Genomic DNA, 23757 nt, shown 5'->3' with positions numbered 1-23757 from the left:
ACTCCCCTCTTAATTTCATATAAAAATACTGTGTAAAAAAGGGAACCACTTTTAGAGTAGCCCCCTCGTTTATTTTTATATTTATTTTTTATTCCAAGAATCTATATCTGCATTGCTTGATGCTTTTGTGAATCGAGCTAGAATTGTATCATAACCACCTTGGATTGCTTTCCATACAAATGGCCCAATTACTAGCACAATAATTACCGCTAAGGCGATTAACATTCCGTTTTCTGATGACAACTGTGAATCCTCATTTTTTAACCAATTCTTCGTTTTTGCTAACATTGAATTTTATCTCCTTTATATTTCAATTTTTAGAATTTACTAAAATAAGAACTTAACTATTTAAATCTTTTATTACTTATTCCAAGAATTTACGTCTGCATTGCTTGATGCTTTTGTGAATCGTGCCAGGATCGTATCATAACCACCTTGGATTGCTTTCCATACAAACGGTCCAATTACTAATACGATAATGACCGCCAAGGCAATTAACATACCATTTTCTGATGATAACTGTGAATCTTCATTTTTTAACCAATTTTTCATTTTTGCTAACATGACTGAATCTCCCTTATCCATTTATTTGATCTATACATAATAAACATCATTAACCTAAAACTTTTATTACTTGTTCCAAGTATTCACATCTGCATTGCTTGATGCTTTTGTGAATCGAGCTAGAATTGTATCATAGCCACCTTGGATTGCTTTCCATACAAATGGTCCAATTACTAGCACAATAATTACCGCCAAGGCGATTAACATACCATTTTCTGATGATAATTGTGAGTCTTCATTTTTTAACCAATTCTTCATTTTCGTTAACATATATTTTGCTCCTTTACCTATTCCATTTTGAATAATGTTTTTCTATATACTTGCAAATCCTTGCATTAAAGATTGAATAACAATAACCATTGGATAAATCACAATACATCCAATAACAGCTACGTTAAATTTATTCATTTCCATTGGCTTATTTTGAATGAGACGGTTATAGTTCTCATGTTTTAACTCACGCATCATTTTAATCTGTGCATCCATAATACGAAGACTCTGTACCTTGTCCGTTTTTTGTGCTTGTTGCAATGCAATGGTAAAGGTATTTACTTCTGGACTATTTAGGGTTGCTGCAAAGTTTCGAAATGGTTGATCCGAACCCGCATACATTTCTAATTCCGCTGTAAGTGTAGATACATACGGTCGAAGATGTCTCCCAGCATATATTTGCGCTTTTTTTACCGCTTCTAATGTTGTATGTGTTTTTAACAACTGCAACATAGGAATTAAATACTCCGGTAATTCGAACTTCCTTGCTTCTATCGCCTGCTTGATTCTTCTCTTTAATAGATAATCGGGATATAAATAAAGCAGTGGTGAAATCAAAACGCCCACTTTAAATAAGTAGTAATCATGAAACACCGTACATATCAAGAAAACAGAGGTGAAAATGATGGGATACGCAACCTTCATTTTCAAATATTCTTCTGGTTTCGTATCCAAACCAGCTTCTTCTAATTTTTTTTGGATCTGCTCTTTCTTTTCTTCTGTCAGATACTTATGTGATAACGACTGGAAGGGAGCAAGCATCATTTGATTTAAATTCTTTTTTTCAATTCGTTTTGCATTTTCTACATAGTTTGTAAGTAGGCTACCGCTGTCTTTTTTACTTTGTAGAAAGGTAGAGAATACCCAGTACATGACAACGAATACCACTAAAGCTAAAATCGTAGCCACTTTATTCCCCTCTTTCTGTTGGATTATAATTTGCAATCTTTTCTACACGGGTTGCTAAGAAAAATACAATGAACATATTTACCGCTAATGCAATTTTCCCCATCATAGAACCTGCTAAAAATCCATATGCTTCTTTTGACATCAACATAATCACAATCGGCATGGCAATGACGATTAAGCAGTTCTGTACAAACGCGCGTTGTGCTTGTGACAAACTAGAACGTAATCTCGCCAGATATAGCTTTTGTTTTTCGAAATCTTCTGCAATATCTAATAAGACTTGTACTGAATTCGCCCCGCCTTCTCGACTACACACTTCCAACATTTCATGGAAAAAAACCAATTCTCTAAAATTAAACGTTTCATTGAATCCTTTAAATGCACGGTTCATTGTAGTTCCACCTTCTAATAAAAGATAAACTTTTTCTATTTCTTCTTGAATGCTCTCATGCATCATTGGCTTTACTTGTACTAACACGCGTTTAGCGTTATTACTAATTTGAAGCGCATTCGCTACTGCCTTCATATAAATAGAAAGACGGTCAATGACAACCAAGTAGTAACGTTTTTTTCTTCGATAGAGAAGAAATCTCGGAACCAAAAATCCACATAAAGCAGAAATCAGTGTAAAAGGATCTCTTCCAAAGGAGAAGTAGAATATTGCCGCTATACTCATTCCGGAAAGAATCGTATATACCCAATACATGCTTTTCGTCAATTTCCACTCGTACTTTTGGGCTTCTTGGATAACAGATTGTGGCAGATACATTCGTATGCCTTTAATATTTCTTAATTCCAAGCGCCTTTCTTCTTTCTCATTTTCTTGTACAAATTGCGAAAGAGCAGAACCTTTAGATTTCGCAAAAAGTAAAACAAGCAATACTACACTAATAAAGATTAATAATATACATTCATAAGCTAACAAACTATACATACTGCACCTCCTGTTGTGAAAGGAATGGTGCATAAAGAGCTGGGTTTACAGAAGAAGAACGGAATTTCCTCTCCATTTCGGCTGACATTCTTGCTGTAATTTTATGCTGGCCATGAATTTTTCCTACTCTTTCATTCATTTCATCATGTTCCTTGTATGTCGGAATAAACTGAGAAAGTTGATTAAATTGTATATCACCTTGATAATCCAATAATTCAATCATCTCTGTAATATAACGATTCCCATCATCTTTCTTTTCGAAAAAGACAATCACATCAAATGTCTGTGAAATTAATTCATATAAATACTGAGCACCAATATTCGCACCGCTTTGTAGACACATAAGCATTAAACGTCTTACTGCTTCTTTTGCACTTCTTGCATGGACTGAGGTAGAACCAGAGTGTCCCGTTTGGAAGAAGTTAATCATTTTCAGGGCTTCTCCCCCCCTCGATTCCCCTACAAGTAATCTCTTTAGTCCTTGACGTAAAGCATTTGTTAACAATCTATCAAAATCAATTGCATTTTCTTCAACTTCGGATGCCCTACATTGCATCGGAACAAAATGATGCTCTGGAAATATGCGATGTAAATAGAGTTCAGGATTATCTTCCACTACAAGAGTACGTTCATTCTTTGGTATATGAGAAGCAAGGTACTTCATAAACTCCGTTTTCCCTGTTCCTGTTGCTCCAGCAATTAAAATATTCATTTTGGCTTTCACAGCTGCTGCCAAAAAGTCCAACATCTCTTTTGACGCTTGATTTGTAGATAACATACGTTCTTCGGAGGCACGAAGGTGATCTGCATTCTTACGAATAGTAATTGTCGTCCCAAGTCCAGCAATCTCATCTAAAGCGATATTAATACGAATATATGGAAATACGCAGTCTACAGATGGTTTTGCCGTATTAAGTGACTCCGACGTACTATTTACCATCTTATAAGCTAAAGCTTTTACATCTTCTTCAGCTTCATATCGATACTTGTACTCACCTTCTCCTTCACCAATTTTTTCGTAAATAATCTCTTTTGTACCATTAATATAAATATCTGTTACATCTTTATCATCAATAAGAGGTTGAATAATTCCAAATCCTACAATATCATCACACACCATATTTAATAGCTGTTCAGAAGGTACCCCTGAAATGACGACTTGATTACTTAATAAGAAACTTTTAATGATTTGTTCTACAGCTGCTCTCTTTTCTTTATTCATAAAGGATTCACTTAGGATATCACGATGTTCTTTTACCAAAAATGCACGAATTTCATCTGTAATATCTTTAATTTGTTGAGCTGTAGTTGTTCCTAACTTTCGAGCCGATTTGGAACGAATCATGTAACCAAAGTGATATAAATCAACTCGATTTCGCTTTAAGGCGATTTGCTTTTCTTGTAAATAGCCCCACATATTCCTTGCCTCCCTTTTAATTTCGTAAACCAAAGAGACCCTTTTTCATAGAGGATTGCTGGGATGGAATACCAAGACCAGCTGCTTCCATAATGTGATGGACCTTTGTATTAATTTGTGGAGAACCAAATTGCATCCCCCATTCATAACTCGTACGATCTCTGTCATATGGAATTGTCACCGAAATTTTTTGAGATGAAAGCTTCTCAATATCTTCTACATAATTTTCATCTGCCATGTTCAGAACATGAATCATACGGGGCATTGTTAGCTTTGCATCTTCTATTAGTTGTAATTCTCTTTTAATCGCTATTGCACCACGAGGATTGCCATTTAGCACATGAACAATAAGGTCTGATTGGTATAGGATTGGATAACTCAGCACCTCGGATAATTCAGTTGGTACCGATAGAATGATATAATCGTATTCTGTATCTACAAGTGATTCTATAAATGTCGTTACAAACAATTCTTTATTTTGAATCTCTGGGAATTGAGCTAAGCTATAACCTGATGGAAATACCAGAAAATCCATCTTATCGTGCAATTTTTGCATCAATCTTGGATTCACTTTTTTCTCTAATAAATCTTGCTTGGTACAAATATACTGCGAGAGATTGTATTCATTTTCTTTTCTTACAAGGTCTAATATGTTTTTACTATCGTGGCTAAGACCAGTTCCAATCGCAAAACTTGGTCTTACTTGGTCCGCTTCTACATAAAGCACCTTTTTCCCTAGATGAGCTAACTCATTTGCCATCGTAATACTTAATGTGCTTTTTCCTACATTTTCATTTGTGGCATAAAAAGCAATAATTCTTACCTGCCGATCCATCCTAAAAACTCCTTTCTTACTTAGATTCGTTCAGATACTGTGCTACATACTCTTTTACATTTTTAGAAATTGGATTGGTCGAATGCTTCTCTACATAGTCTAAAATGTTCTTTTGATCAGATATTTGTGAGAATCCTTCAGCCGGTTCTAATTCTTTCCCTGTTTGTTCTACCTTTTGTCCGACTGCAACAGGAATGACATCTCCAAGTGTTTTTGCACGATTTAAGTATTGAAGTTGTTCAGGTGAAACAGCCAGTGTGTATAATCGCGTTACTTTTGGCTTCTGTTTTCCTTCTTGTTCCTCTTTTGATTCTTTCTTTTCTAGTACAAATGCATCTTCTGTATTGCTATCTTTTGCAGCCGTCACACGTACACGTTGGAACAGACCACCGAAGACAACCTTCTCATTGTCGCCTTCTTTAACAACCTGTTTGAAATACAAGTCCACATAAGTGTTTGGGATAATACTATTTCCTGAACTTGTTTCCAAATCAACGAGTAACGGGAAAGCAACTTCTCCATCTTTCAAATTTAAAATAGCAGAGTCCGGTAACTCTTCTTTCTTTACTACTTTGTTTTTAAAGAGATAGCTATTTTCAGTAATGGGCTGTCCATCATTTGTCCACTTACCTACAACCTCTTTTTTATTTGCACGTAATGCATTTGGGGGAATCGCATCACCAGGTAATGTTCGTTCCACTAGCATGTCTTCTTTAATCTCTGTATGCGCAGGTATATCCTTTGCGGCTACAACAATTTTTGTTGGTTTTACTGCATTTTCGACTGCGAAATGATTGTACCCATAGATACCCGCTACTGTTGCAGCGGCTAGACCTACCGCAACAATCTGCTTCTTTTGAAACTTAGATGGCTTCAATGTTTGTATTCCTCCTTATGTAGCCTTTAAACGCAAAAAAAGGACACACCTATGGCATAATGCGCCTTAGGTGTGTCCTTTTAGCTAATCTAAAGTCTATATGAAAATGTTGGATTTAATTTCTTTAATATTACAATTTCAATATTATGATATACAGAGTTTTATGTCAATCATTTCTAAAAAAAATATTATTTTTACCATTTCAAATCTCTGATTTCAAAACTCAAAAACCCTTAAAAACACTGTCATATCAAGGTTTTTAAGCTATTAACCCACCCGTAAATAGGGTATAATTAATATAATGTAACTGAATATTTCAGGGTGGTTGGTTGCAATCCTTTCTCTTTCATTTTATGGAGAAAGGAGGTGATCGCATGGAAATACTTTTCATAATAGCAATTGAAATTTTAAAGAATTCCCCGAAAGAATTCTCCTTCCTCAAGCGTGTGAAGGGCGTAGAAAAACGGTAGGTGGGAGATGAATTTCGGTTTGGCGTAGCCGAAAGGTTTTGCATTTTATGTTGCCTCTGATATAATCAGTCTTATAAATGATAAAGGTTGGTATATCAATGAAATTAGATAGTAATAACCACTCAGTATTCTCGTTGTATTATCACCTTGTATTGGTCGTGAAATACAGAAGAAATGTATTTGATGATGATATGTCAGACTATGCAAAAGATATGTTTGTTCGACTATCTGAAAGCTATAACATCACATTAGTTGAATGGAATCATGATATAGATCATGTTCATATTTTGTTCAAGGCACACCCTAATACAGAAATGACAAAATTCATCAATGCTTATAAAAGTGCAAGCTCTCGACTCATCAAGAGAGACTTTCCACAAGTGAGAAAGAAACTATGGAAAGAGATGTTTTGGTCAAGAAGTTTTTGCTTACTAACTACTGGTGGTTCATCAATAGACGTAGTAAAACAATATATTGAAAATCAAGGTGAAAAGTGAGGTGAAATGATATGACAAAGCAGAATAAAGCATATAAATTTCGTTTGTATCCAACAGATGAACAAGCATACCTTATGCGAAAAACCTTCGGTTGTGTACGTTTCGTGTATAACAGAATGTTAGCAGAACGGAAAGAAGCGTACGAAAAGTACAAAGATGACAAGGAACAACTCAAGAAACAAAAGCTTCCCACTCCTGCGAAATATAAAGCAGAATTTGAGTGGTTAAAAGAAGTTGATTCGTTAGCTTTGGCAAATGCTCAACTAAACTTGCAAATTGCCTATAAGAATTTCTTTCGTGGTCAAAATGAATTCCCAACATTCAAAAGTAAAAAAGACAGAAAGTCTTATACAACGAATGTAGTAAACGGAAATATTATGTTGCTTAATGGTCATATCAAATTGCCAAAATTGAAAATGGTACGTATCAAACAGCATAGAGAAATACCACTAGACCATATAATCAAGTCATGTACGATTTCTATGACACCTACTGGTAAATACTATGTGTCGATTTTGACTGAATACGAAAAAGAGATTGTACAAAAAGAAGTAGAAACAGTTGTTGGATTAGACTTTGCGATGGATGGATTATACGTCAGTTCTGAGGATAAGAAAGCCAATTATCCTAAGTTCTACCGTGAAATGTTAAACCGATTAGCAAAGGCACAACGAGTATTAGCAAGACGCAATAAAGGTTCTCAGCGTTGGAATAAACAACGTATTCGTGTAGCTAAGTTACATGAGAAAGTAGCGAACCAGCGTAAGAACTTCCTTCATCATAAATCTAAAGAGTTAGCTACTTATTTTGATGTTGTAGCTATTGAAGATCTAAATATGAAAGGAATGTCGCAAGCACTTCATTTTGGAAAAAGTGTCGCTGACAATGGTTGGGGTATGTTCACTTCTTTTTTAGCTTATAAACTACACGAACAAGGCAAAAAACTTGTGAAAATAGACAAATGGTTTCCTTCCACAAAAACATGTAGCAGTTGTGGAAATATGAAAAACATGTCATTGTCTGAGCGAGTCTATTCTTGTATATGTGGTGTAAATCTCGATAGAGATTATAACGCAGCTATCAATATCAAAAATGAAGCAATACGCCTATTAGCGTTGGCATAGATAGCAATAAAATAACCCTTGGAACGAGGGAGTTAGCTCGGTTGTCTTAGGACGAATTCGTTAGCTATCAAAAGTAACGACTAACCGAGAAGCCCCCACTTCAAACAGTCCATTAGGACGTTAAGTGGCGGATAGTTCACGAAGGATTATATACTTTTATCGATTCAACTAATTATATAATACTATTTAACTAATTTTTATTCTTCATGTAGTACCAGTTTGATAAGTCTGTAATTGTGTGTTCTTTTCCAACCCAATTCCATCCAGGCGTTTGTACAGGGAATGGGAGGTCTGCAAGCACCCTTCTCTTCTTAAAGTCATCATACGCGACACCTTTAATTTCTACGTCATTAGTCAGACACAAGCTCATTTCATTCACACCGGAAGGATTTGTCTCAACATTGAAAGAATACTTTCCATCTTTCGTCTTTAATGGTGCATACCATTTTTGTCTACCATCAATAATTTTCTCTTGTCCATCCCAATATAAAGACTTAGTTGGTCTTTTACTATCAAAGACATGTCCCGTTATTTCAGACAAATACATATTTTTAGGTAAGAATTTTGATGTTAAACCATTATTAGAAACAATGTCTAATTCTTGTATAAGTTTTAATCCTTCATCAGCAAAAGGATATTGTGCCGTTGCTTTTGTAAATACACCTGGATAATTAGCATTCCAATCATTTTTGTATTTTCCGTTTACTTCATAAGAAAAACCATACCCAGCATGGAGCTTAGATGGTGCTAAATTATCAATATTTCCACTTAATGTTTCATAGAACATTTCTCCAACTGTATCATCTTTGGATACACGTTCACTTACTGTTTCTACCACACCTTTTACACTAGTTACTCCGCACATCCCTTTTTCATGAGATGGTGCATAGATAACTGTTTTAATAGGGTTATTTTTGTATGTGGTTTCTTCTATATCTAAACGATTACCAGCAGGGTTAATTTCTGCTTGAATTGTTCCTTTACCTTTATGCTGCCAGTCAAGGTTCAAGGTTTTCTTTTCTCCCTCTGTTAATCTTACCTTTTGAGATGCTACTTGTTGTCCGTTATGTTTTAGCACGACTACTGTTTCGGGATTTGCATATTTCGCTTCTAGTGCATCTAACTTTTTAATTTTGTTCTTCTCTTTTTCTAGTTTTTGTCTTGCTGTATCGAGCCTACTTGCAGCATCATCTAATCTATTTTCTTCCCAAGAGCAGTCTCTATCAATGTAGTAATCATTGCCTTTTTCATCTTTTTCATGAATGGGATTACGACGGCAATAACTAAGACTAGACTGCGCACTATCTCTATCGGATTCAGAACTATTTACTTCTTGCTGGGACTTATTAATATTGTTATTTACCTTTTCTCTATATTGGTCACGTTCTGGTTTAAAATTATCACGCGAGACATCTATTCTTGTTTTTATATTCTTTCCTTCTCTTGCTGTTTCTCCTTCAATCCTGTCACTAGAAAAATCAATTTTATATTTAAAGTCATCTTCATCGCCTGGATCTGGGTTAGGTGTTACTTCAGTACCGCAGTTACCATCTATGGTGAAATCAACAGTTTTCTCATTTGATTCCCTTTGAACAGCATCAAGGACTTTAATTTTCGCAGTATATCGGCCACACATTTGTGGCTGCCACTTTAATTCTTCTGACTTAAATTGCCCAGCATCACCTTCATTTGGTTTTTGATTATCTTTTTGCGGCGTTGAACGCAGATAATTTTCTTGATGATACACGGTTTCGCCATCTTTTGTAATATCTAACATCCATTTAACTCGGTTCCGTTCTCCAGCAGCTTTTTGATAAGGGTTTACTGTTGTTCCATTAGGATCTCGGTCATTGTATCCTTTATTTTTACTTACATATTCAAAGCCGTTAAATGTAAATTTCACGGGTATATCTTTTTTTCCACTGGTAGCTTTAAAATCTTTTATTTGAGGTTTACTTGTACGTACATACCACAAGCTATACTTATTAACACCTTCTACACCGCCAGCACCAGCATACCCCCCAGAAAGGTACGCTATATCTCGAATCCAATAAAACTGTCCATACATCTCATTTGTTTTATTATTTTTAATAACATGCTCCTTTATGTTTCCTAATACAAATTCAGGGTTTCCCCAATACTTATTAGAAACTATTGGCTCTGTTACACGTTCTATTTCTGTTATCATTCTATCACCAACTGGCACAGAACTATTAAAATACCCTTCATTCGAGATACGGATATACGGTTCAGAACTATCATTTCCCTGCACCAAGTTTTCTTTAGGATTTCCCCAGTTAAATGAACCATTATAAACCGCAGGATAATGTATGGCTCCTTTATACGCTAAATCAGTACCCGGTGGCGAATAACTACCAGGTCTAAGATATTTTCCTGGCATTTGTAATTGGGGAGATTTCAGAAAAGTATCTTCATTTCCATTATAAAATGGAACATCATTATTTTTTGCATTTACAATATTAGGTGTCGATAATAAAACTGAAGTACAAAGGATAAATATTCCCTTCTTAAATTTCATTTCTTTTCCTCCTTAAACAAAAAAGGACACACCTGTACCGTTGGAATGGTACGTAAGGTGTGTCCTTCACGTAAATTTTAAATTATATATTCATTTAAATACATCATAACAAACAACATATTTAAATTCAATGATATTATTTCTTCTTCACTTGAACGTACATCATTTTATCAGCAGTAGAATGTCCCACACGAACTTTATGGTTCTCTTTCACATAATTATTGATAACTTGTGCGTCAACTGTTTCTTGAATCTCTTTATCTAAATTCAACGCAGGATTTAATAAAGCTACCCATCTTTTTGCTAATTCTACTGTTGCCTCATTGTTATATAAGAAAACAATTTCAAAATTATTCTCATCTATTGCATCAACATAAAATTGAGATTTTAAAGAACCAGCAGGTAAATACATGTTTTTATCCACTAGACTAATAGTCCCACTTAAATCAGAATACTTTAATTCTGTGCCATATTTATTATTTACAGAGTTAAGTACATTTTGTGCTTCAAGCGAAATAGAGTTTTTTGCAATCGGAGTATTATCCATCGCCACTTTATTGTATTCGATATTTTCTGCAACTAGTTTCTTATCAATTTCCACGGGTAATTTTGACTCCGGTTTTTCCTCTGGTTTTGTTTCAGGCTTTGGATCTGGTTTTACTTCTGGTTTTTCCTCTGGTTTTTCCTCTGGTTTTTCCTCTGGTTTTGTTTCAGGTTTTGGGTCTGGTTTTACTTCTGGTTTTTCCTCTGGTTTTGTTTCAGGTTTTGGGTCTGGTTTTACTTCTGGTTTTTCCTCTGGTTTTGTTTCAGGTTTTGGGTCTGGTTTTACTTCTGGTTTTTCCTCTGGTTTTGTTTCAGGTTTTGGGTCTGGCTTCACTTCTGGTTTTGTTTCTTTTTCAACTGCATTAATAGAGTTATATAAGAACTGACTATACGCTTCACGTGTTACAAACATTTTTGGAGAATACATATTACCTCCTGTACCAATAGTAACTCCATTTTCCTCTAATGCACTAATTGCACCGTAAGACCAAGAATTTTTATCAACATCTGCAAATTTTGTTGTTTTCGTTGCCTTAAATTTAAAAGCATTTGTAAGTACTTGTGCCATTTGTTCACGAGTTAAAATATCATCTGGACCATACTTCCCATCACCAAATCCATTCACAAGTCCTGCTTTAGCAAGTGCTAAGATTTCTTTTTCAAATAAATGCCCTTTAATATCAGTAAACGGATTTTTGAAGCTAGCATCTGCATCTGCTGGTTTTACGTACATATAAATCATACGAGCAACTTGCCCACGAGTTACATTATCACCAAAGCCAAAGATATTATTTCCGTACCCTTGCACTACTTTACGGTTTGTTAAATCATAAATTGCTTTTGTAGACCAGTGATTTGCTGGAACATCATTGAATTTTAATGAGTCTGTGTTATCAGCCTTAGCAGTAAATGCTCCTGCTCCTAGTAATGATGTACCCATAATTGTTAATGCTGTTGCTGTTTTTAAAAATTTGTTAGCCATTGTTTGTTCCTCCAAGTATATTAGTTTTTTAATAGATTCCTTTATTGTACCGAATTTAAATGTAAAATCCAGATAATTTAACATATAAATTTATGAATTAGTGTTTTTTATAACCGCTGTTCCATATGGAAAACATTACCATATGGTAATAGACTTGTAAAGTATTTTTATATATTTATTTATAAATATATATTTCTAGTAAAAAAACTACACTTTTCAGTATAGTTTTTAACTCTTTTTATACATATTGATATTTTCAACGGAAATAGATTTGTCCCATTCCATCTTTGTTAGCCCATATTGGTGCTTTCACACTATCAATCCCTATCATTTTAAAAATAAAAAAGTGATGTTCAGCTTTTATCTTAAAATTTAACGGCTCATTATGATCTACGCGCCCTTTAGTATATTCATATTTCCATCCATTCATATTCTGCTCTTTCATTTTCTTCTCTATATCAGGAATTAGATTTACGTTTTTTCCTTCATATGTGTACTGAAAACCACCTGTTTGTTCTGCTAACTCTACTGTACTAGAAGCAAAGTCATGTGCTTTTACTAACTGCATTCCATACAGTACACCTTCTGGTATAAGAGTTATCAATAATAAAGAAAGCGTTAGAAAAAGCGCTGTTGTTACTGTATTTTGCATTTCTTACACACCTACTTTTTCTTATTTATTTCACGTTTCCTCCAGCTTTCTTGTTGTCAGAATCTGCTTCATAAATAAATATGTGTCTTGCGTTACTCTTAACGTTACCTTTCTTTTCATCAAATTGTTTAGTATAACTAGCAGCTTCCGCTTCTCCTTCAACCGCGATCATTGCAGGTTGCTCTTGTACAGTATGTACAGAAAACTCTCGTTTTGATGCAGGATCCTTAAATGTTGCATTTTGTTTATAAGACTTTTCAAATTCTTTCTTTGCGATACCTGGTTCAATAGCAATTTCTTCTTGTGCTCGTAAAACACCTACTTTTACGGCTTTATCCATTGCTGTACTTCCAGCACGTTCTAATGCAGACTTATTATCTGTGTGTGTTGTATCTCCAATAATCATATCTGTTATTAAGAATAAACAACCAATAAATAATAATATTGAAGCGGCCCCTATAATAAATTTTTGCATCTGCTTCACCCCTCCTTAATTTTCAGACTTCCGAAATCGAAATCCACTTAAAATGGAACTTTTCTTTTGATTCAACAATTGGTTTGGCAGCAATAAATCTGCTATTTCCTTCATTATTCCTTCAAGCTCTTTATAATAGTTCCGACTAGATAGTAACGTACTACTTTTTAATTGAGATTCAAATACATCCTCTATCTCATATGGTGATAACGCAGTTAATACCTTATCTCCAAAACATTCTTCTATTACTTCATGCTTTAAAAGTGCAGGAGAAAACTTATTCCCAATGATTCTCGTTTTCTCTAAAGCTAAGTAAGAAACGAGCTTTCTCTCCTTTTGTGTAAGAGGATGCGCTATCTTTAGCAATTGATGCAGATCTGGTTCTGCTACAAAGAAAATAAAATCTGCCATTTCACATATTTCATGGTATAAATCTTTATCCCAATCGTACCCCGCATCAATAATAGATATAGGCGCTTCTTGGTTAGCCAATAATACCTTAATAAAATGGTCAAAGTCCTGCTCTGTTTCGTTTTTCAGCTCTTGGTCCACTATAGGATTCTTTACGATATAATTTATTCTTCCTTGCTTCCATTTTGGAATTGATAATATATCAGATTCCTTCTGTAGCATCTCCTTATATCGCTGCAACATAAATTCACTACGATAGTTTTCTGGTGCTTCTGTATATCCCTTTAATAAAGGATACGTATATCCATCATCATATAGATTCTCTATATAGTTCACATCAATCTGTAGTTCATTTAAGTAAGCAGCTAAAAGATGTGAAACAAAAGTTGCACCACTTCTTTTGTTCATGCTGGCCACAACAATTGTTCTTCTCGGAATAGCAATACCTATTTGTTTTTCATATACCGGCTCAAAAGCCAATTTATATTGTTTTTTTATAATAGGTGCTTTTGGCGTCTCATCTGGAACAGACTTACGCTTTTGCTTGTTTTTAAATAGTTTGTTGGAGGTAGAGGAAGCTCCATTGTTGCCACCTGCCTCTAATTCACTTGATACTTCCTCTTCGTCCTCATCAACAGGAACTTCGGGCAACTTTGTTTGTTGGGGTGCCTGACTTGCTCCTACAATTTCCGCTACATTTTTAATATCTGACTCCTGTAGCAGCTGCGGGATAACTTTATTATCAATATCAATTTTACGAGAGTTAAAAATGTCATAGATACCTAGATAAATCAGTTTCGCCAAAAACTCATCATCATTTTCACGCTCTGTAAATACCACAATACGAATATCTCGATTAAAGCGAATATCTCTTAGTTTCTGTAAGATAATCAATTCACGTTTCTCTTCATGTCTCGCATCAATATTTAATCGTTTGTCATTAATACATAGAATATCAGGCTGTTCTGTATCTAGAATTTCATCTAGATACTTGATATGCATCACATCACTATCAGCTACTTCAAATCCCGCACCAATAAAATCCTCACGTAAATATGCCGTATATACAGTATCGCTAATAGCTAAAACGATTTTTTTCACCATAGTTAACCTCCTACAAAATCTAACGTTGGATTAAAATCATGTTTTCAATTGGAATTTGTGCCTCAAGATGAATCTTCCCAATAATCTCATTCAAAATATACTCAATTTCAACTTGTTCCATTGTACGTGGAGCTCCAAAATCAGAATTTAGCTTTACTCGTATTTCTAATCGATCTTGTATCTCATGTAAAGGTGTACCAAGATAAAGAATGCTGTAGTATAAAACACCATCTTCAATATTTTTTTGAATCATATCCTTTGTTTGATGTACAAATGTAACCTCAGCAAGCTCAATAAAAGGATTATCAATTGTTACTTTGCTATTCCAATTTAAATTCCAAATCTCGCAATGTTCTTCGGCATGCACAACAACTCCATTTACAGAAGGCGTAATCGCGAAAAGACGATCTACAGGAACTTTGGTTAACGAGGTACTATTACCTTTCTTTAATTCAAGCCCTTTTTCCAATCGCTCATGTTCAAAAGCATATTCGGCACCAGTAAATGCAACTTCGCAAAATACTTGTTCTAGCAATGGACGAATCCCCTCATATGTTCGGATAGCAAACACACTAAATTCCTGTGTTTCATCTGTACGAATGATTTCATACAATTCATATTCAGATGCATTTGCTAAGGCAAAAGGAATATCTTTTATAAAATTCGGATCAGTATATAGATTCTCAGGAATTTGTGTTTCAGGATGATTTATAAACTCAAGGCATAATTGATATCCTTTTAAAAATGCATTCTTAACAGCTGCAGGGAATAGAGTTTCAAAACGTTTCACATTATTTTTAAACGTTTTTTCTTCAATTTCGTTATTAAATTCTCTTTCCTGTAAGATATTTGCCTTATTCCCTAGTAATAAAAAGTAGTGATTAATAATACGACTAATATCCTCTTCAAATGCTGCATTCTTCTCACAATACTTTGTAAATCGTTCTTTACTCATGTTCACAATTTCGTTCATAGCTTCAAATTCTCCCTTTTTATTGTTATTTATACAAAAAAAAGACACACCGATGGCAGGTTATGTGCCTTCGGTGTGTCCGTTTAGCTAGAAATTAAATCTATTAATTTGTATATTTCTCTTAGTTAATTGCTGTTCACGTATAAGAATACCTCTATGAATTTTAAAAGTCAATAGATTAATTATCTCCTTGTAAACTTATATTTATTCCTTCTTTCTATTTTTCTATGTATTTAATCTAAAAAAATACAAGTAATTAAATATAAATAATTACAAGTATTTTATATAAAACCTACAAGAAATATATATAACTAAACTCAATTATTAATTATAAAGGGATTCAGCAAACACCTCTAAAGCCTTGTATTACATACGTTCCTGGATATTAAGCTAAATTCACTATCGTAATATCCCCATTACATACAAGTTCTACATCATAGAAACCACAAATTAAGAAGTTAAATAACATATTACTCAGAATTCACAAGTTTTGAATAATATTATTAAGATAACCACAAGTATTGAATCGAATTATAAACATACTGAATCGTAACCAAACATAACGTAAATCGATTATATGCTTCCGTAAAAATGCTAATAGGTATATTTTCCTAAATAAAAAAGCATGTCTTCAAATTAAAGAACATGCCAAATACCCCTTGCTTTTAAGTAATTTTTTAACAAGGGCTGCCGTATATTTTTTTAAAAAAATTAAATAAATTCCGGATAAACACCATTTTTCTTATGATAATTTATCATTGCATCGTGTCTTTCCCCTGTAGACAAGTTTTCTTCCTTAAAACTTCTCCAGGACTCTCTAAACTGTATACGCATAAATGCTGGAATAGAGAATATTTCTTGTTCTTTCAAACAACTTTCAACTTGATCTAATGCATAAGTCATTGCGTAAATTAATAATTCACTTTGTTTTTGTTTCGTCGGTAAATAGATTGCGATATCAACAATTTCTTGTCTAAATGCAGTCATTATATTTTCTTTATCTTTTTTACGTAACGCCTGTCCCATGTGTTTCAAACGAGACACCGCTTCTTTTCTGCACTTCGCTACTGGTCTATGTAATTCTTTTTTATCATTCTCAATTACGCAGTTTGAAGAAAATACAACGTTGAACTTCTCAATGATGATTTGTTTTACCTGTTTCCTTACACTTGTAATTCTTGTTTCATTAGATTTCTTCTCTTTAGAATCGATTGCAGTAAATTGCACGATGGGGTTAATAATTTCTATGTAGTGTCTTACTTTCTTTGCATTACGATTTAATCTCTTTTTTAAGAAAGACATCTTTCTTGTAATCTGAAACTCATCAATTTTATGTTTATAATGCTCCATACCCACTTTTCTTGAAAATGTATTGATTAAATCTAACAGGAATATAATTCCTCTATTATCACGAGCCTTTACTAGACTACTCATTATCGTTGTTTGAATTAGGTGAAATGGAATACGGAAATACGATAGCGATGTACCTGTCATATTTACAGTTTCTGCAGTAGTGTTGTTATACAACGCATAATCTACAATTTCATATACAGTACGATTTCCAACAGGTGTTTCTTTTATGAGTCTACGCTCCAAACAAACTTGAAAACCTGTATAAATTGTTGTGTAGGGAATCCCACTTTTCTTAGCAAGATCCATTACTTGAAATTCACGTGGTAGCATTCCTATATCATTGCATTCAAAGTGAAGCAAGATGTAAGTAGCTAAAGCTGAAGATGGTAACTCTTTTCTTTCATTTTCGAGTTTTACGATGTTTAATAGCCCATCAAAAAATTTAACCCCATGAATATTAAGACTTTGTTCAGAAAATTTCAAGTGCGTATTCATAGTTTCCTTTTACTCCTCTCCCAAAAATAAAAAAGACACACCATTGGCAGGTTATGTGCCTTCGGTGTGTCCGTTTAGCAAGAATTTCAATTTTATTTATTCGCATATAACTCTTTTACAATTAATATTCATGTACAAGATTATCTTTATAAAAATTAAATGTCAATACCTCTTCATGTTTAATTTTTATAAAATAATCCCATAATAATTCTAAATAACAATTGGATTTGCACCATAGATAACTTTTATAATTAATAATATGCATTTAAGTTCTTCTCTCTTTCATTTAGATACCCCCTAGGATAGACTTAATTTTCAGAAACATAATATGTCTAGAAAGTTACTTACAAAAGATCCGAAGTTTTCACATAAAAATCTTACAATCATTATATACATTCGAATTCACATAAAATTAACATATAATCCTCCATATTAATGTTATGTAAACAGCGAAAATACGTTTTATAAAGTCGACTCACATTAATATATCAACTGACATTAACATGTAATCAAAAACTTAACAGAAAATATCAATGTCATATCGATATTTTCTAAGCAGCAAGTACATACATTCACTCAATATCATTAACATCCTATAAAAAAATACAGATTCGAAATTTCCTCATCTTCATTTAAATAAGTTTTCAACATATTGCTATATATATGAAGTTACTTAAATACGATCGTGTGGTTTTCATACAAAAAACTTTAAATATATGTGTTCAATCAAACTTTTAAAACTAATCAATATCAAAAGCGATATCGATGTTATGTAGACAATTTAGGATTTTTAGAAATCAATCACATTGATATATCAATTGACATTAACATGTTACTGAATTTTATAAGAAAAATGTTAATGTCATATCAATATTTTTAGGTATTTTGTATACATGCTACCATTTGATATCATTGTTATCCTTTTAAAGTAATACTTCTTAGTAGAACATATTATAAATAACTAGAGAACCAGCAACTTAAAACTACAACGAATGAATTACTAAAAAACATAAAATTTCTAATGAAATACAAAGTTCCATCTATTAATAATTTTTTAAAACTATAATGTTAATATTTAATCCTTTCAGTTGATATGGAATGGATAATAGATATAATGGACTTTAAAAATGTCAATCTTATGTTAATGATAATGTTATAAGTCCTCTTAATAGTATCATCCAGTAGGTGGTAGATATGTTGATTTTATACCCTTTATTCATACACCATATGTATCCTTTCATATGGTGTAACAAAACAGCAAATATAAGTCAGATTAAACTAATGACTAGTTAACAAGACATTAACACCTAAATAAGTTCACTTCCTCATTATACTTTCTATGTTAATGTTAAACTTCATGTTAATGTCAATTTCGAGTTGGAATTACCTCTAAACAGGAAGCCACTACTATAATATGGAACGTGTTGTTTGAAATTAGATGAATAATGCCTTTAGGACGTTTTAAAAACACCAGTATTACCGTAACCACATAAAACCATCTCAAATATTCCATGCAGCACGGAGTGGGTATTGAATCTCATAGTTTATTTATGTTGATGACGATCCTATACTCTAAAATATTTGACCTCATAATATACTACTAATTTAGTAATATTATTATCTTTATTTCTAGCAATTATACACTATAATTTAAATTCCCTAGATTAAGTCCACTTTTTTCCTTACTATCAATGATTATCTCCTTATAACTTGTTTACAAAACAACTATATTTCCTTATCATTAGTATTAAGTAACGTATTTTGTTAATCTCATAGCAACTATCATTGATCTCACTAATGTAAAGGATCGAGATTTTCGTTGATACCACATTACCATTTATATATTCGAAGTTAATAATAACACTAATAAACCAAGCATATTCTCGCATTTATAGTTAATGTTTTGTTAACAAGAACATGCCAACATGTTAATTTCACATTTCATATGAGTCACTGGCTGTACAGAGGTTTATATGAATATCACCACAATACTGCCTAACATGTTAATTTCAGTTCACATGTTAGTTTCACATTGGGTGTTCATGCATTGATTTTTAAGGAGGTAGTTACAATGATTGAACAAAAAAGCGAATCACAAGACCATCAAATTAACGATGATGATATATTAACTGATAATGTTTTTGAAAAAGCATGGCGAATAACTGAATTCTCTAAACTAGTTGGACGTCATCATAATACCGTTTATAATTGGTTCAATATTCTAGAGGAAAAAGGACTTCACGAAACGTTAAGAACCCAAAATACCAATGAAAAACTCTATAATACATTAGATCTTGAAATCGCTCTATTTATTAAGCTAAAAAGGGATGAGAAATGGTCTTTAGATGCAATTATTGACCTTTTACCACACCAATTTGATTTAAGACCTGTATCACCAGAGAATCAATCAAATGAGGTATCTACTGAATTAAATCTTCAGGCTACTGCAGAAATCATTGAAAAAATGGTATCTAAACAGTTAGAAGAGAAAATAAAACATATTGAGTCTCGTTATGAAGAGAGAGTGGAGAGTATACTTAAACAATTGCCACAGCCGGAGGATGAAGAAACCATAAAACTGCGTCAACGTCAAGATAGACTTGATAATTTTATTATTGAGCACAGGGCACGACAAGAATTAAGAAAACAAGCAGAAAATCTGTGGAATAGTAAACCTGAAGAGGAACGTACTAGGAAAGCAGGTTGGTTTAAAAAAGAGGAAGATTTGAGTAAAAAGCACCTCTTCATTGAGCAGTACATACAAGATAATATTATTGATTATATAAAATCTCTTATGAATGCTACAAAATAATAAAAAAGTCTGGATGTTTATCCAGACTTTTTTATTATTTTGTAGTACCAAACATCTTATCTGGATCTAAAAAATCTGCTAACTCATCATCTTCATTTATCCCAGAATTTTTATCTTCTTCATCACTACCCATGTCAATAAAATCTCCAAACGCAAACCCTAAATCTTCATCCTCATCTATACTCTCTATTGTACTAATTTGGGACTTTGTATATTGAATTTGACTTTGTCTTTCCTTAAACTCATTAAATTCTTCTACTAATCCTTTAGATAACCTTGATGGTAACGCATCAGTTTTATAGAACGTATACACGCTTCCTAAGAAATCATTTTTACTTATTAGATATCCATTAAATACAGTACCATTTATAGGTAGATTATTTGAAACTTCTACTTTAGCGTCATCCATAAAGGAATCATCAATGTTTTTTTGCTCATCCAAAATAGCCAACATACCAAAATGATGTACTTTTGATGCTTCAACAGAACCATCATTATTTTTTTTCATTAAATCAATTGGATGGTGGAATGAACTTCCTCTTAATGACTCTTGGAACATATCTATAATCGCATGGCTATTTTCTATTTGGTTCATATTACGAGAAATTTTATTAATTACTAAGCAGCCCGTTTTTTCAAGTAAAATACGTTTAAAGTCTTGAGAGTCGAGTATTACAGATGTACCAGAACCATTAGCAGCAGTGTTTAACTCATGAATAATCTCACTAATCCGTTGATTTGCATAGTCTCTTGAATTAGCAATACCTTTTTTCTCATTTTCATTTAATTCCTTAAATTCATCATAAAAGTGCTGGTTATCAGCAAATACTACAAATGCTACACCTTTAGATTTGTCATTTGCTAGTTTCCAAATCTCTTGTGAAAATTTATTTACTTGTCGTAGCACATCTGGCCCATCAGCTCGGACAGGAAGTGTCACCACAATTCCCATTTTAATAAAATCTTTACGCTCAATAGCATTTTCAAAGGCTATTCTTGCAAATTTTGCTTGATTTGCTTTAATTTCAGCCATTGGATATTGTTGTGCAACCTTTTGTAATTCTTTCCTAATTATCGGCTTGTTATGAAATGCCGAAAATTCTTCAATAGCCTTAATTATTGTAGAAGTTCCTGTTCCTCCACCTAATCCAGCAAAAAATAGAACAAGTTCATCCGATGGTCTTACACGTTCAGTGATAAAGTCTTTTAATCTTTCTTTTGCTTCCTCATTTGAATCTAGAACTTTAACCGCGCGCTCGGGGTTTTTACCTAATCCACCTAATTTAAGTGAAACCTGATTGCTTTTTGGTACATTTTTTAATTCAGCTAGATCTCCGTCATTACTATTTAGTGCTAAGCAGTTATATACTGCTGTCCCATCTGTATGCTTATACTCCGCAAATTTGTCTACCATTCTAGTACCAGCTTGACCAAAACCAACCATCGTCATTTTAACTGCCACTTCATTCTTCAAGAAGTTTTTTGCCATTATTTTATCTCTCCTTATTCACTTTTTTTTCTTTTCCCTAACTCTATAAGTACTTGTTGTCCTCTATAAGTTGAGATTAAAAATTTATATGGATGCATAGTCTTTTCATAAATTAAAGACATTGATGATAATGTACTTACACTTATTTCAGCTGAACGTCTTGATATATTTGTACGTTCAACCTCTAATGAATAAGATTTCCCTTTTGTTTTCTTTACTCGCCTGTCTATAACTACATTTTCCACTATTTCATTAATGGATATGCCCCTCATGTATTTTGTCTCTTGAAATTGTTTATTTACTACGTTTCCTATGTATAGAAATACACTATATAGTATCTCGTCTTGTTCAAGAATATCAGCAAACATGTTTACTACTTCATCTGTAAACTTAATTGTTTGATATTTTTCACTTAATATTTCGTTCAAATTGTCCCCCCCTAAAACATTGGTTAATTATTCCTAGAAACATAGTACATCATTATACACTGTATATCAAGTCATTCTATATAAAACTTATATAGAATGTGTATATATAAGTTCTATATATCATCTAATAGAAACAATCTATATTTTCCATAGGTTCTTATATACGACGTATACATAAGGCGTACATGTGATATGTCAATTTGACACTTCATGTAATTTACATTTTCATAATAATTTTTTTACCATCATGATTACATGAAATAAAAACATAAAAAAAGATTTTATTTCATCATCAAGAAACTTGTATATTATCTAATTATAACCTTATACACCTTACATATACAACTTATGTATACATTGTATATGTAACACTATATGTTTCAAAAACTAATACCTCCTTAACTGTAAATTTTATATAAACAAAACACAATAAAGTGTATATATAAAGCTTATATGAAAGTTTTATATATGCGTTTTATATATAGTTGGTGAAAAATGCCTGCATTTTAATAATTTGCACTACACTCATGTATTTATGTTGATTAAAGCTTCCATTTTCTTTTACACAGTTCAATTCTTGTTAAATCAGAGATTGTTAATGTTATGTTAATTGTGTTATTAATCCGCCTAAATATATGTGTAATGAAAAAAGGGTGGTCTATATACAAAACCAATTTCTTATCAATTTCAGTAACTTTTAAAAGTTTATTAAGGCCGATTGTTAATTTCATATCCACAAAATCACTAGGTTATTTAGTTAAAAACTTTACTTCGATCTTTCTAACATTCTTACTCTATCAATTTCATATAAACAAAAAACGTTCCCTCAGGCTTGTTACCTAAGGTTACAATTTAGTGAATGAGAATTCTATGGAACTCAGATTAATATACAAAACCTATGAATGTACTTGAAATATGCCGTCGATAAGGTAGAAATAACATTGACTTTCCTCTAACCAAATCGCCGTTTCGAAACGAGAGAGGATAACTAAAAAATTAGATTTTCAAGATAATCCAGTATTAAAAATAAACATCCAATCAAATAATAAATAAAGAAAATCACCCTTGATTCCTAAAATCCTTTTATAAGTTTTGAATAATTTTAATCCATCAAAATTTTAATATCCTAATCGGCTTCGTGTTAGGACGGCATAGTATCACTTTATTAGTAATTTTTTTCCTGAATAATTGTTAGTTACCTAGTAGTACTTCGCCCTAACAATCAGGGGGATCTAGTAAACCCCACGAAGCTAATGATTTACTATAGATTTTTAAAGATCATTACCACCCCAACTTTGGGGTACAAGAGTAGGTATCTCTAGAAAAGAAATTCTCAAATTCATTTTTTCTTATTTTACAATCAATATTTAGATGTAATAGTATATAAAATACTACTGATTTTGTTTAAATTTAATTAGAAATAAGAGGTGTATATAGTGCCGCAGAAAGTGTATAAATATAAAAGGACAGGTACCCAGAAATATTTTCATCTAAAAGAAGCAGACATATTTGTTTTTACAGTTTTATATTACAAAAGAGCTCTTACAACAAGACAAATCACAACGTTATATAGTGCATTTGAGAGAAGAGAGTGTTCAGAAGCT

Annotated in this window: 20 protein-coding genes and 1 pseudogene; 4 read left to right on the top strand and 17 right to left on the bottom strand. The window is 32.8% G+C overall.

The features are described 5' to 3' along the window. Positions 1-81: 81 nt before the first annotated feature. The 8 genes from QCI73_RS27895 to cpaB all read right to left on the bottom strand — a co-directional run bounded on the left by QCI73_RS27895 (position 82) and on the right by cpaB (position 5806). Complete coding sequence (locus QCI73_RS27895) at positions 82-288, bottom strand: hypothetical protein (protein WP_270394535.1); 207 nt, start codon at positions 286-288, stop codon at positions 82-84. 72 nt (positions 289-360) lie between these two features. After that, positions 361-564 carry a hypothetical protein gene (locus QCI73_RS27890; protein WP_000879955.1) on the bottom strand — a complete coding sequence of 68 codons (204 nt, stop codon included), beginning with the start codon at positions 562-564 and terminating at the stop codon, positions 361-363. Between the two features lie 66 nt (positions 565-630). Then, positions 631-834, bottom strand: a complete 204-nt coding sequence (locus QCI73_RS27885) for a hypothetical protein (RefSeq protein WP_000956355.1) — start codon at positions 832-834, stop codon at positions 631-633. 42 nt (positions 835-876) lie between these two features. Next, complete coding sequence (locus QCI73_RS27880) at positions 877-1743, bottom strand: hypothetical protein (RefSeq protein WP_061139891.1); 867 nt, start codon at positions 1741-1743, stop codon at positions 877-879. Between the two features lies 1 nt (position 1744). Then, positions 1745-2677 carry a hypothetical protein gene (locus QCI73_RS27875; RefSeq protein WP_270394536.1) on the bottom strand — a complete coding sequence of 311 codons (933 nt, stop codon included), beginning with the start codon at positions 2675-2677 and terminating at the stop codon, positions 1745-1747. Next, complete coding sequence (locus tag QCI73_RS27870; protein WP_270394537.1) at positions 2670-4094, bottom strand: TadA family conjugal transfer-associated ATPase; 1425 nt, start codon at positions 4092-4094, stop codon at positions 2670-2672. The genes QCI73_RS27875 and QCI73_RS27870 overlap by 8 nt, the downstream gene beginning before the upstream one ends. A 16-nt stretch (positions 4095-4110) precedes the next feature. Continuing rightward, positions 4111-4929 carry a CpaE/TadZ family protein gene (locus tag QCI73_RS27865; protein ID WP_270394538.1) on the bottom strand — a complete coding sequence of 273 codons (819 nt, stop codon included), beginning with the start codon at positions 4927-4929 and terminating at the stop codon, positions 4111-4113. A gap of 16 nt (positions 4930-4945) precedes the next feature. Further along, a complete protein-coding gene (gene cpaB / locus QCI73_RS27860) occupies positions 4946-5806 on the bottom strand; it encodes a Flp pilus assembly protein CpaB (RefSeq protein ID WP_071737107.1) in 861 nt (286 codons plus the stop codon). 568 nt (positions 5807-6374) lie between these two features. On the opposite strand from cpaB, the gene tnpA reads away from it, so the two are divergent. Then, complete coding sequence (gene tnpA / locus QCI73_RS27855) at positions 6375-6773, top strand: IS200/IS605 family transposase (protein ID WP_270394541.1); 399 nt, start codon at positions 6375-6377, stop codon at positions 6771-6773. An 11-nt stretch (positions 6774-6784) separates the two neighbouring features. Further along, positions 6785-7897, top strand: coding sequence for an RNA-guided endonuclease TnpB family protein (locus tag QCI73_RS27850; RefSeq protein ID WP_270394539.1), 1113 nt, complete (start codon positions 6785-6787; stop codon positions 7895-7897). A 190-nt stretch (positions 7898-8087) separates the two neighbouring features. Here QCI73_RS27850 and QCI73_RS27845 read toward each other — a convergent pair whose 3' ends face one another. The 7 genes from QCI73_RS27845 to QCI73_RS27815 all read right to left on the bottom strand — a co-directional run bounded on the left by QCI73_RS27845 (position 8088) and on the right by QCI73_RS27815 (position 17424). After that, entirely contained in the window at positions 8088-10436 is a 2349-nt protein-coding gene (locus tag QCI73_RS27845; protein WP_270394540.1) for a hypothetical protein, read from the bottom strand. Positions 10437-10572: 136 nt separating this feature from the next. Continuing rightward, positions 10573-11961: an S-layer homology domain-containing protein gene (locus QCI73_RS27840; RefSeq protein ID WP_353824141.1), complete on the bottom strand. Its 1389-nt coding sequence runs from the start codon at positions 11959-11961 to the stop codon at positions 10573-10575. A gap of 256 nt (positions 11962-12217) precedes the next feature. Then, on the bottom strand, positions 12218-12613 hold the full coding sequence (locus QCI73_RS27835) for a DUF4320 family protein (protein WP_270394679.1): 396 nt from the start codon (positions 12611-12613) through the stop codon (positions 12218-12220). A gap of 25 nt (positions 12614-12638) precedes the next feature. Beyond that, entirely contained in the window at positions 12639-13088 is a 450-nt protein-coding gene (locus tag QCI73_RS27830; protein WP_270394678.1) for a hypothetical protein, read from the bottom strand. A 15-nt stretch (positions 13089-13103) separates the two neighbouring features. After that, a complete protein-coding gene (locus tag QCI73_RS27825; protein ID WP_270394676.1) occupies positions 13104-14603 on the bottom strand; it encodes a hypothetical protein in 1500 nt (499 codons plus the stop codon). Positions 14604-14622: 19 nt separating this feature from the next. Further along, a complete protein-coding gene (locus QCI73_RS27820; protein WP_270394674.1) occupies positions 14623-15576 on the bottom strand; it encodes a hypothetical protein in 954 nt (317 codons plus the stop codon). A 711-nt stretch (positions 15577-16287) separates the two neighbouring features. Then, a complete protein-coding gene (locus QCI73_RS27815; protein WP_270394673.1) occupies positions 16288-17424 on the bottom strand; it encodes a hypothetical protein in 1137 nt (378 codons plus the stop codon). A 2071-nt stretch (positions 17425-19495) separates the two neighbouring features. Here QCI73_RS27815 and QCI73_RS27810 point away from each other — a divergent pair. Further along, positions 19496-20236 carry a MerR family transcriptional regulator gene (locus QCI73_RS27810; RefSeq protein ID WP_270394672.1) on the top strand — a complete coding sequence of 247 codons (741 nt, stop codon included), beginning with the start codon at positions 19496-19498 and terminating at the stop codon, positions 20234-20236. Positions 20237-20270: 34 nt separating this feature from the next. Here the strand turns inward: QCI73_RS27810 and QCI73_RS27805 are convergent, their stop codons facing one another. Continuing rightward, on the bottom strand, positions 20271-21725 hold the full coding sequence (locus QCI73_RS27805; protein WP_270394670.1) for an FtsZ/tubulin family protein: 1455 nt from the start codon (positions 21723-21725) through the stop codon (positions 20271-20273). A 14-nt stretch (positions 21726-21739) separates the two neighbouring features. After that, entirely contained in the window at positions 21740-22153 is a 414-nt protein-coding gene (locus QCI73_RS27800) for a hypothetical protein (RefSeq protein WP_001002794.1), read from the bottom strand. Between the two features lie 1436 nt (positions 22154-23589). Between QCI73_RS27800 and QCI73_RS30905 the strand changes: the two are divergent. Then, positions 23590-23757 (top strand): annotated as a pseudogene (locus tag QCI73_RS30905) (replication-relaxation family protein); the annotation flags it as partial.

This window comes from Bacillus cereus group sp. MG16, from assembly GCF_040459875.1.
Classification (GTDB): domain Bacteria; phylum Bacillota; class Bacilli; order Bacillales; family Bacillaceae_G; genus Bacillus_A; species Bacillus_A paranthracis.
Note: the sequence above shows the minus strand (reverse complement) of the source record. Positions and strands in the feature narration are given on the sequence as shown.

What these genes read in the sequence shown, in the direction of transcription:
- QCI73_RS27825 (WP_270394676.1), bottom strand. Translation starts at nt 14,603, where the DNA reads ATGGTGAAAAAAATCGTTTTAGCTATTAGCGATACTGTATATACGGCA.
- QCI73_RS27820 (WP_270394674.1), bottom strand. Translation starts at nt 15,576, where the DNA reads ATGAACGAAATTGTGAACATGAGTAAAGAACGATTTACAAAGTATTGT.
- QCI73_RS27865 (WP_270394538.1), bottom strand. Translation starts at nt 4,929, where the DNA reads ATGGATCGGCAGGTAAGAATTATTGCTTTTTATGCCACAAATGAAAAT.
- QCI73_RS27850 (WP_270394539.1), top strand. Translation starts at nt 6,785, where the DNA reads ATGACAAAGCAGAATAAAGCATATAAATTTCGTTTGTATCCAACAGAT.
- tnpA (WP_270394541.1), top strand. Translation starts at nt 6,375, where the DNA reads ATGAAATTAGATAGTAATAACCACTCAGTATTCTCGTTGTATTATCAC.
- QCI73_RS27830 (WP_270394678.1), bottom strand. Translation starts at nt 13,088, where the DNA reads ATGCAAAAATTTATTATAGGGGCCGCTTCAATATTATTATTTATTGGT.
- QCI73_RS27805 (WP_270394670.1), bottom strand. Translation starts at nt 21,725, where the DNA reads ATGGCAAAAAACTTCTTGAAGAATGAAGTGGCAGTTAAAATGACGATG.
- QCI73_RS27840 (WP_353824141.1), bottom strand. Translation starts at nt 11,961, where the DNA reads ATGGCTAACAAATTTTTAAAAACAGCAACAGCATTAACAATTATGGGT.
- QCI73_RS27870 (WP_270394537.1), bottom strand. Translation starts at nt 4,094, where the DNA reads ATGTGGGGCTATTTACAAGAAAAGCAAATCGCCTTAAAGCGAAATCGA.
- QCI73_RS27835 (WP_270394679.1), bottom strand. Translation starts at nt 12,613, where the DNA reads ATGCAAAATACAGTAACAACAGCGCTTTTTCTAACGCTTTCTTTATTA.
- QCI73_RS27810 (WP_270394672.1), top strand. Translation starts at nt 19,496, where the DNA reads ATGATTGAACAAAAAAGCGAATCACAAGACCATCAAATTAACGATGAT.
- QCI73_RS27890 (WP_000879955.1), bottom strand. Translation starts at nt 564, where the DNA reads ATGTTAGCAAAAATGAAAAATTGGTTAAAAAATGAAGATTCACAGTTA.
- QCI73_RS27895 (WP_270394535.1), bottom strand. Translation starts at nt 288, where the DNA reads ATGTTAGCAAAAACGAAGAATTGGTTAAAAAATGAGGATTCACAGTTG.
- QCI73_RS27885 (WP_000956355.1), bottom strand. Translation starts at nt 834, where the DNA reads ATGTTAACGAAAATGAAGAATTGGTTAAAAAATGAAGACTCACAATTA.
- QCI73_RS27845 (WP_270394540.1), bottom strand. Translation starts at nt 10,436, where the DNA reads ATGAAATTTAAGAAGGGAATATTTATCCTTTGTACTTCAGTTTTATTA.
- QCI73_RS27815 (WP_270394673.1), bottom strand. Translation starts at nt 17,424, where the DNA reads ATGAATACGCACTTGAAATTTTCTGAACAAAGTCTTAATATTCATGGG.
- QCI73_RS27875 (WP_270394536.1), bottom strand. Translation starts at nt 2,677, where the DNA reads ATGTATAGTTTGTTAGCTTATGAATGTATATTATTAATCTTTATTAGT.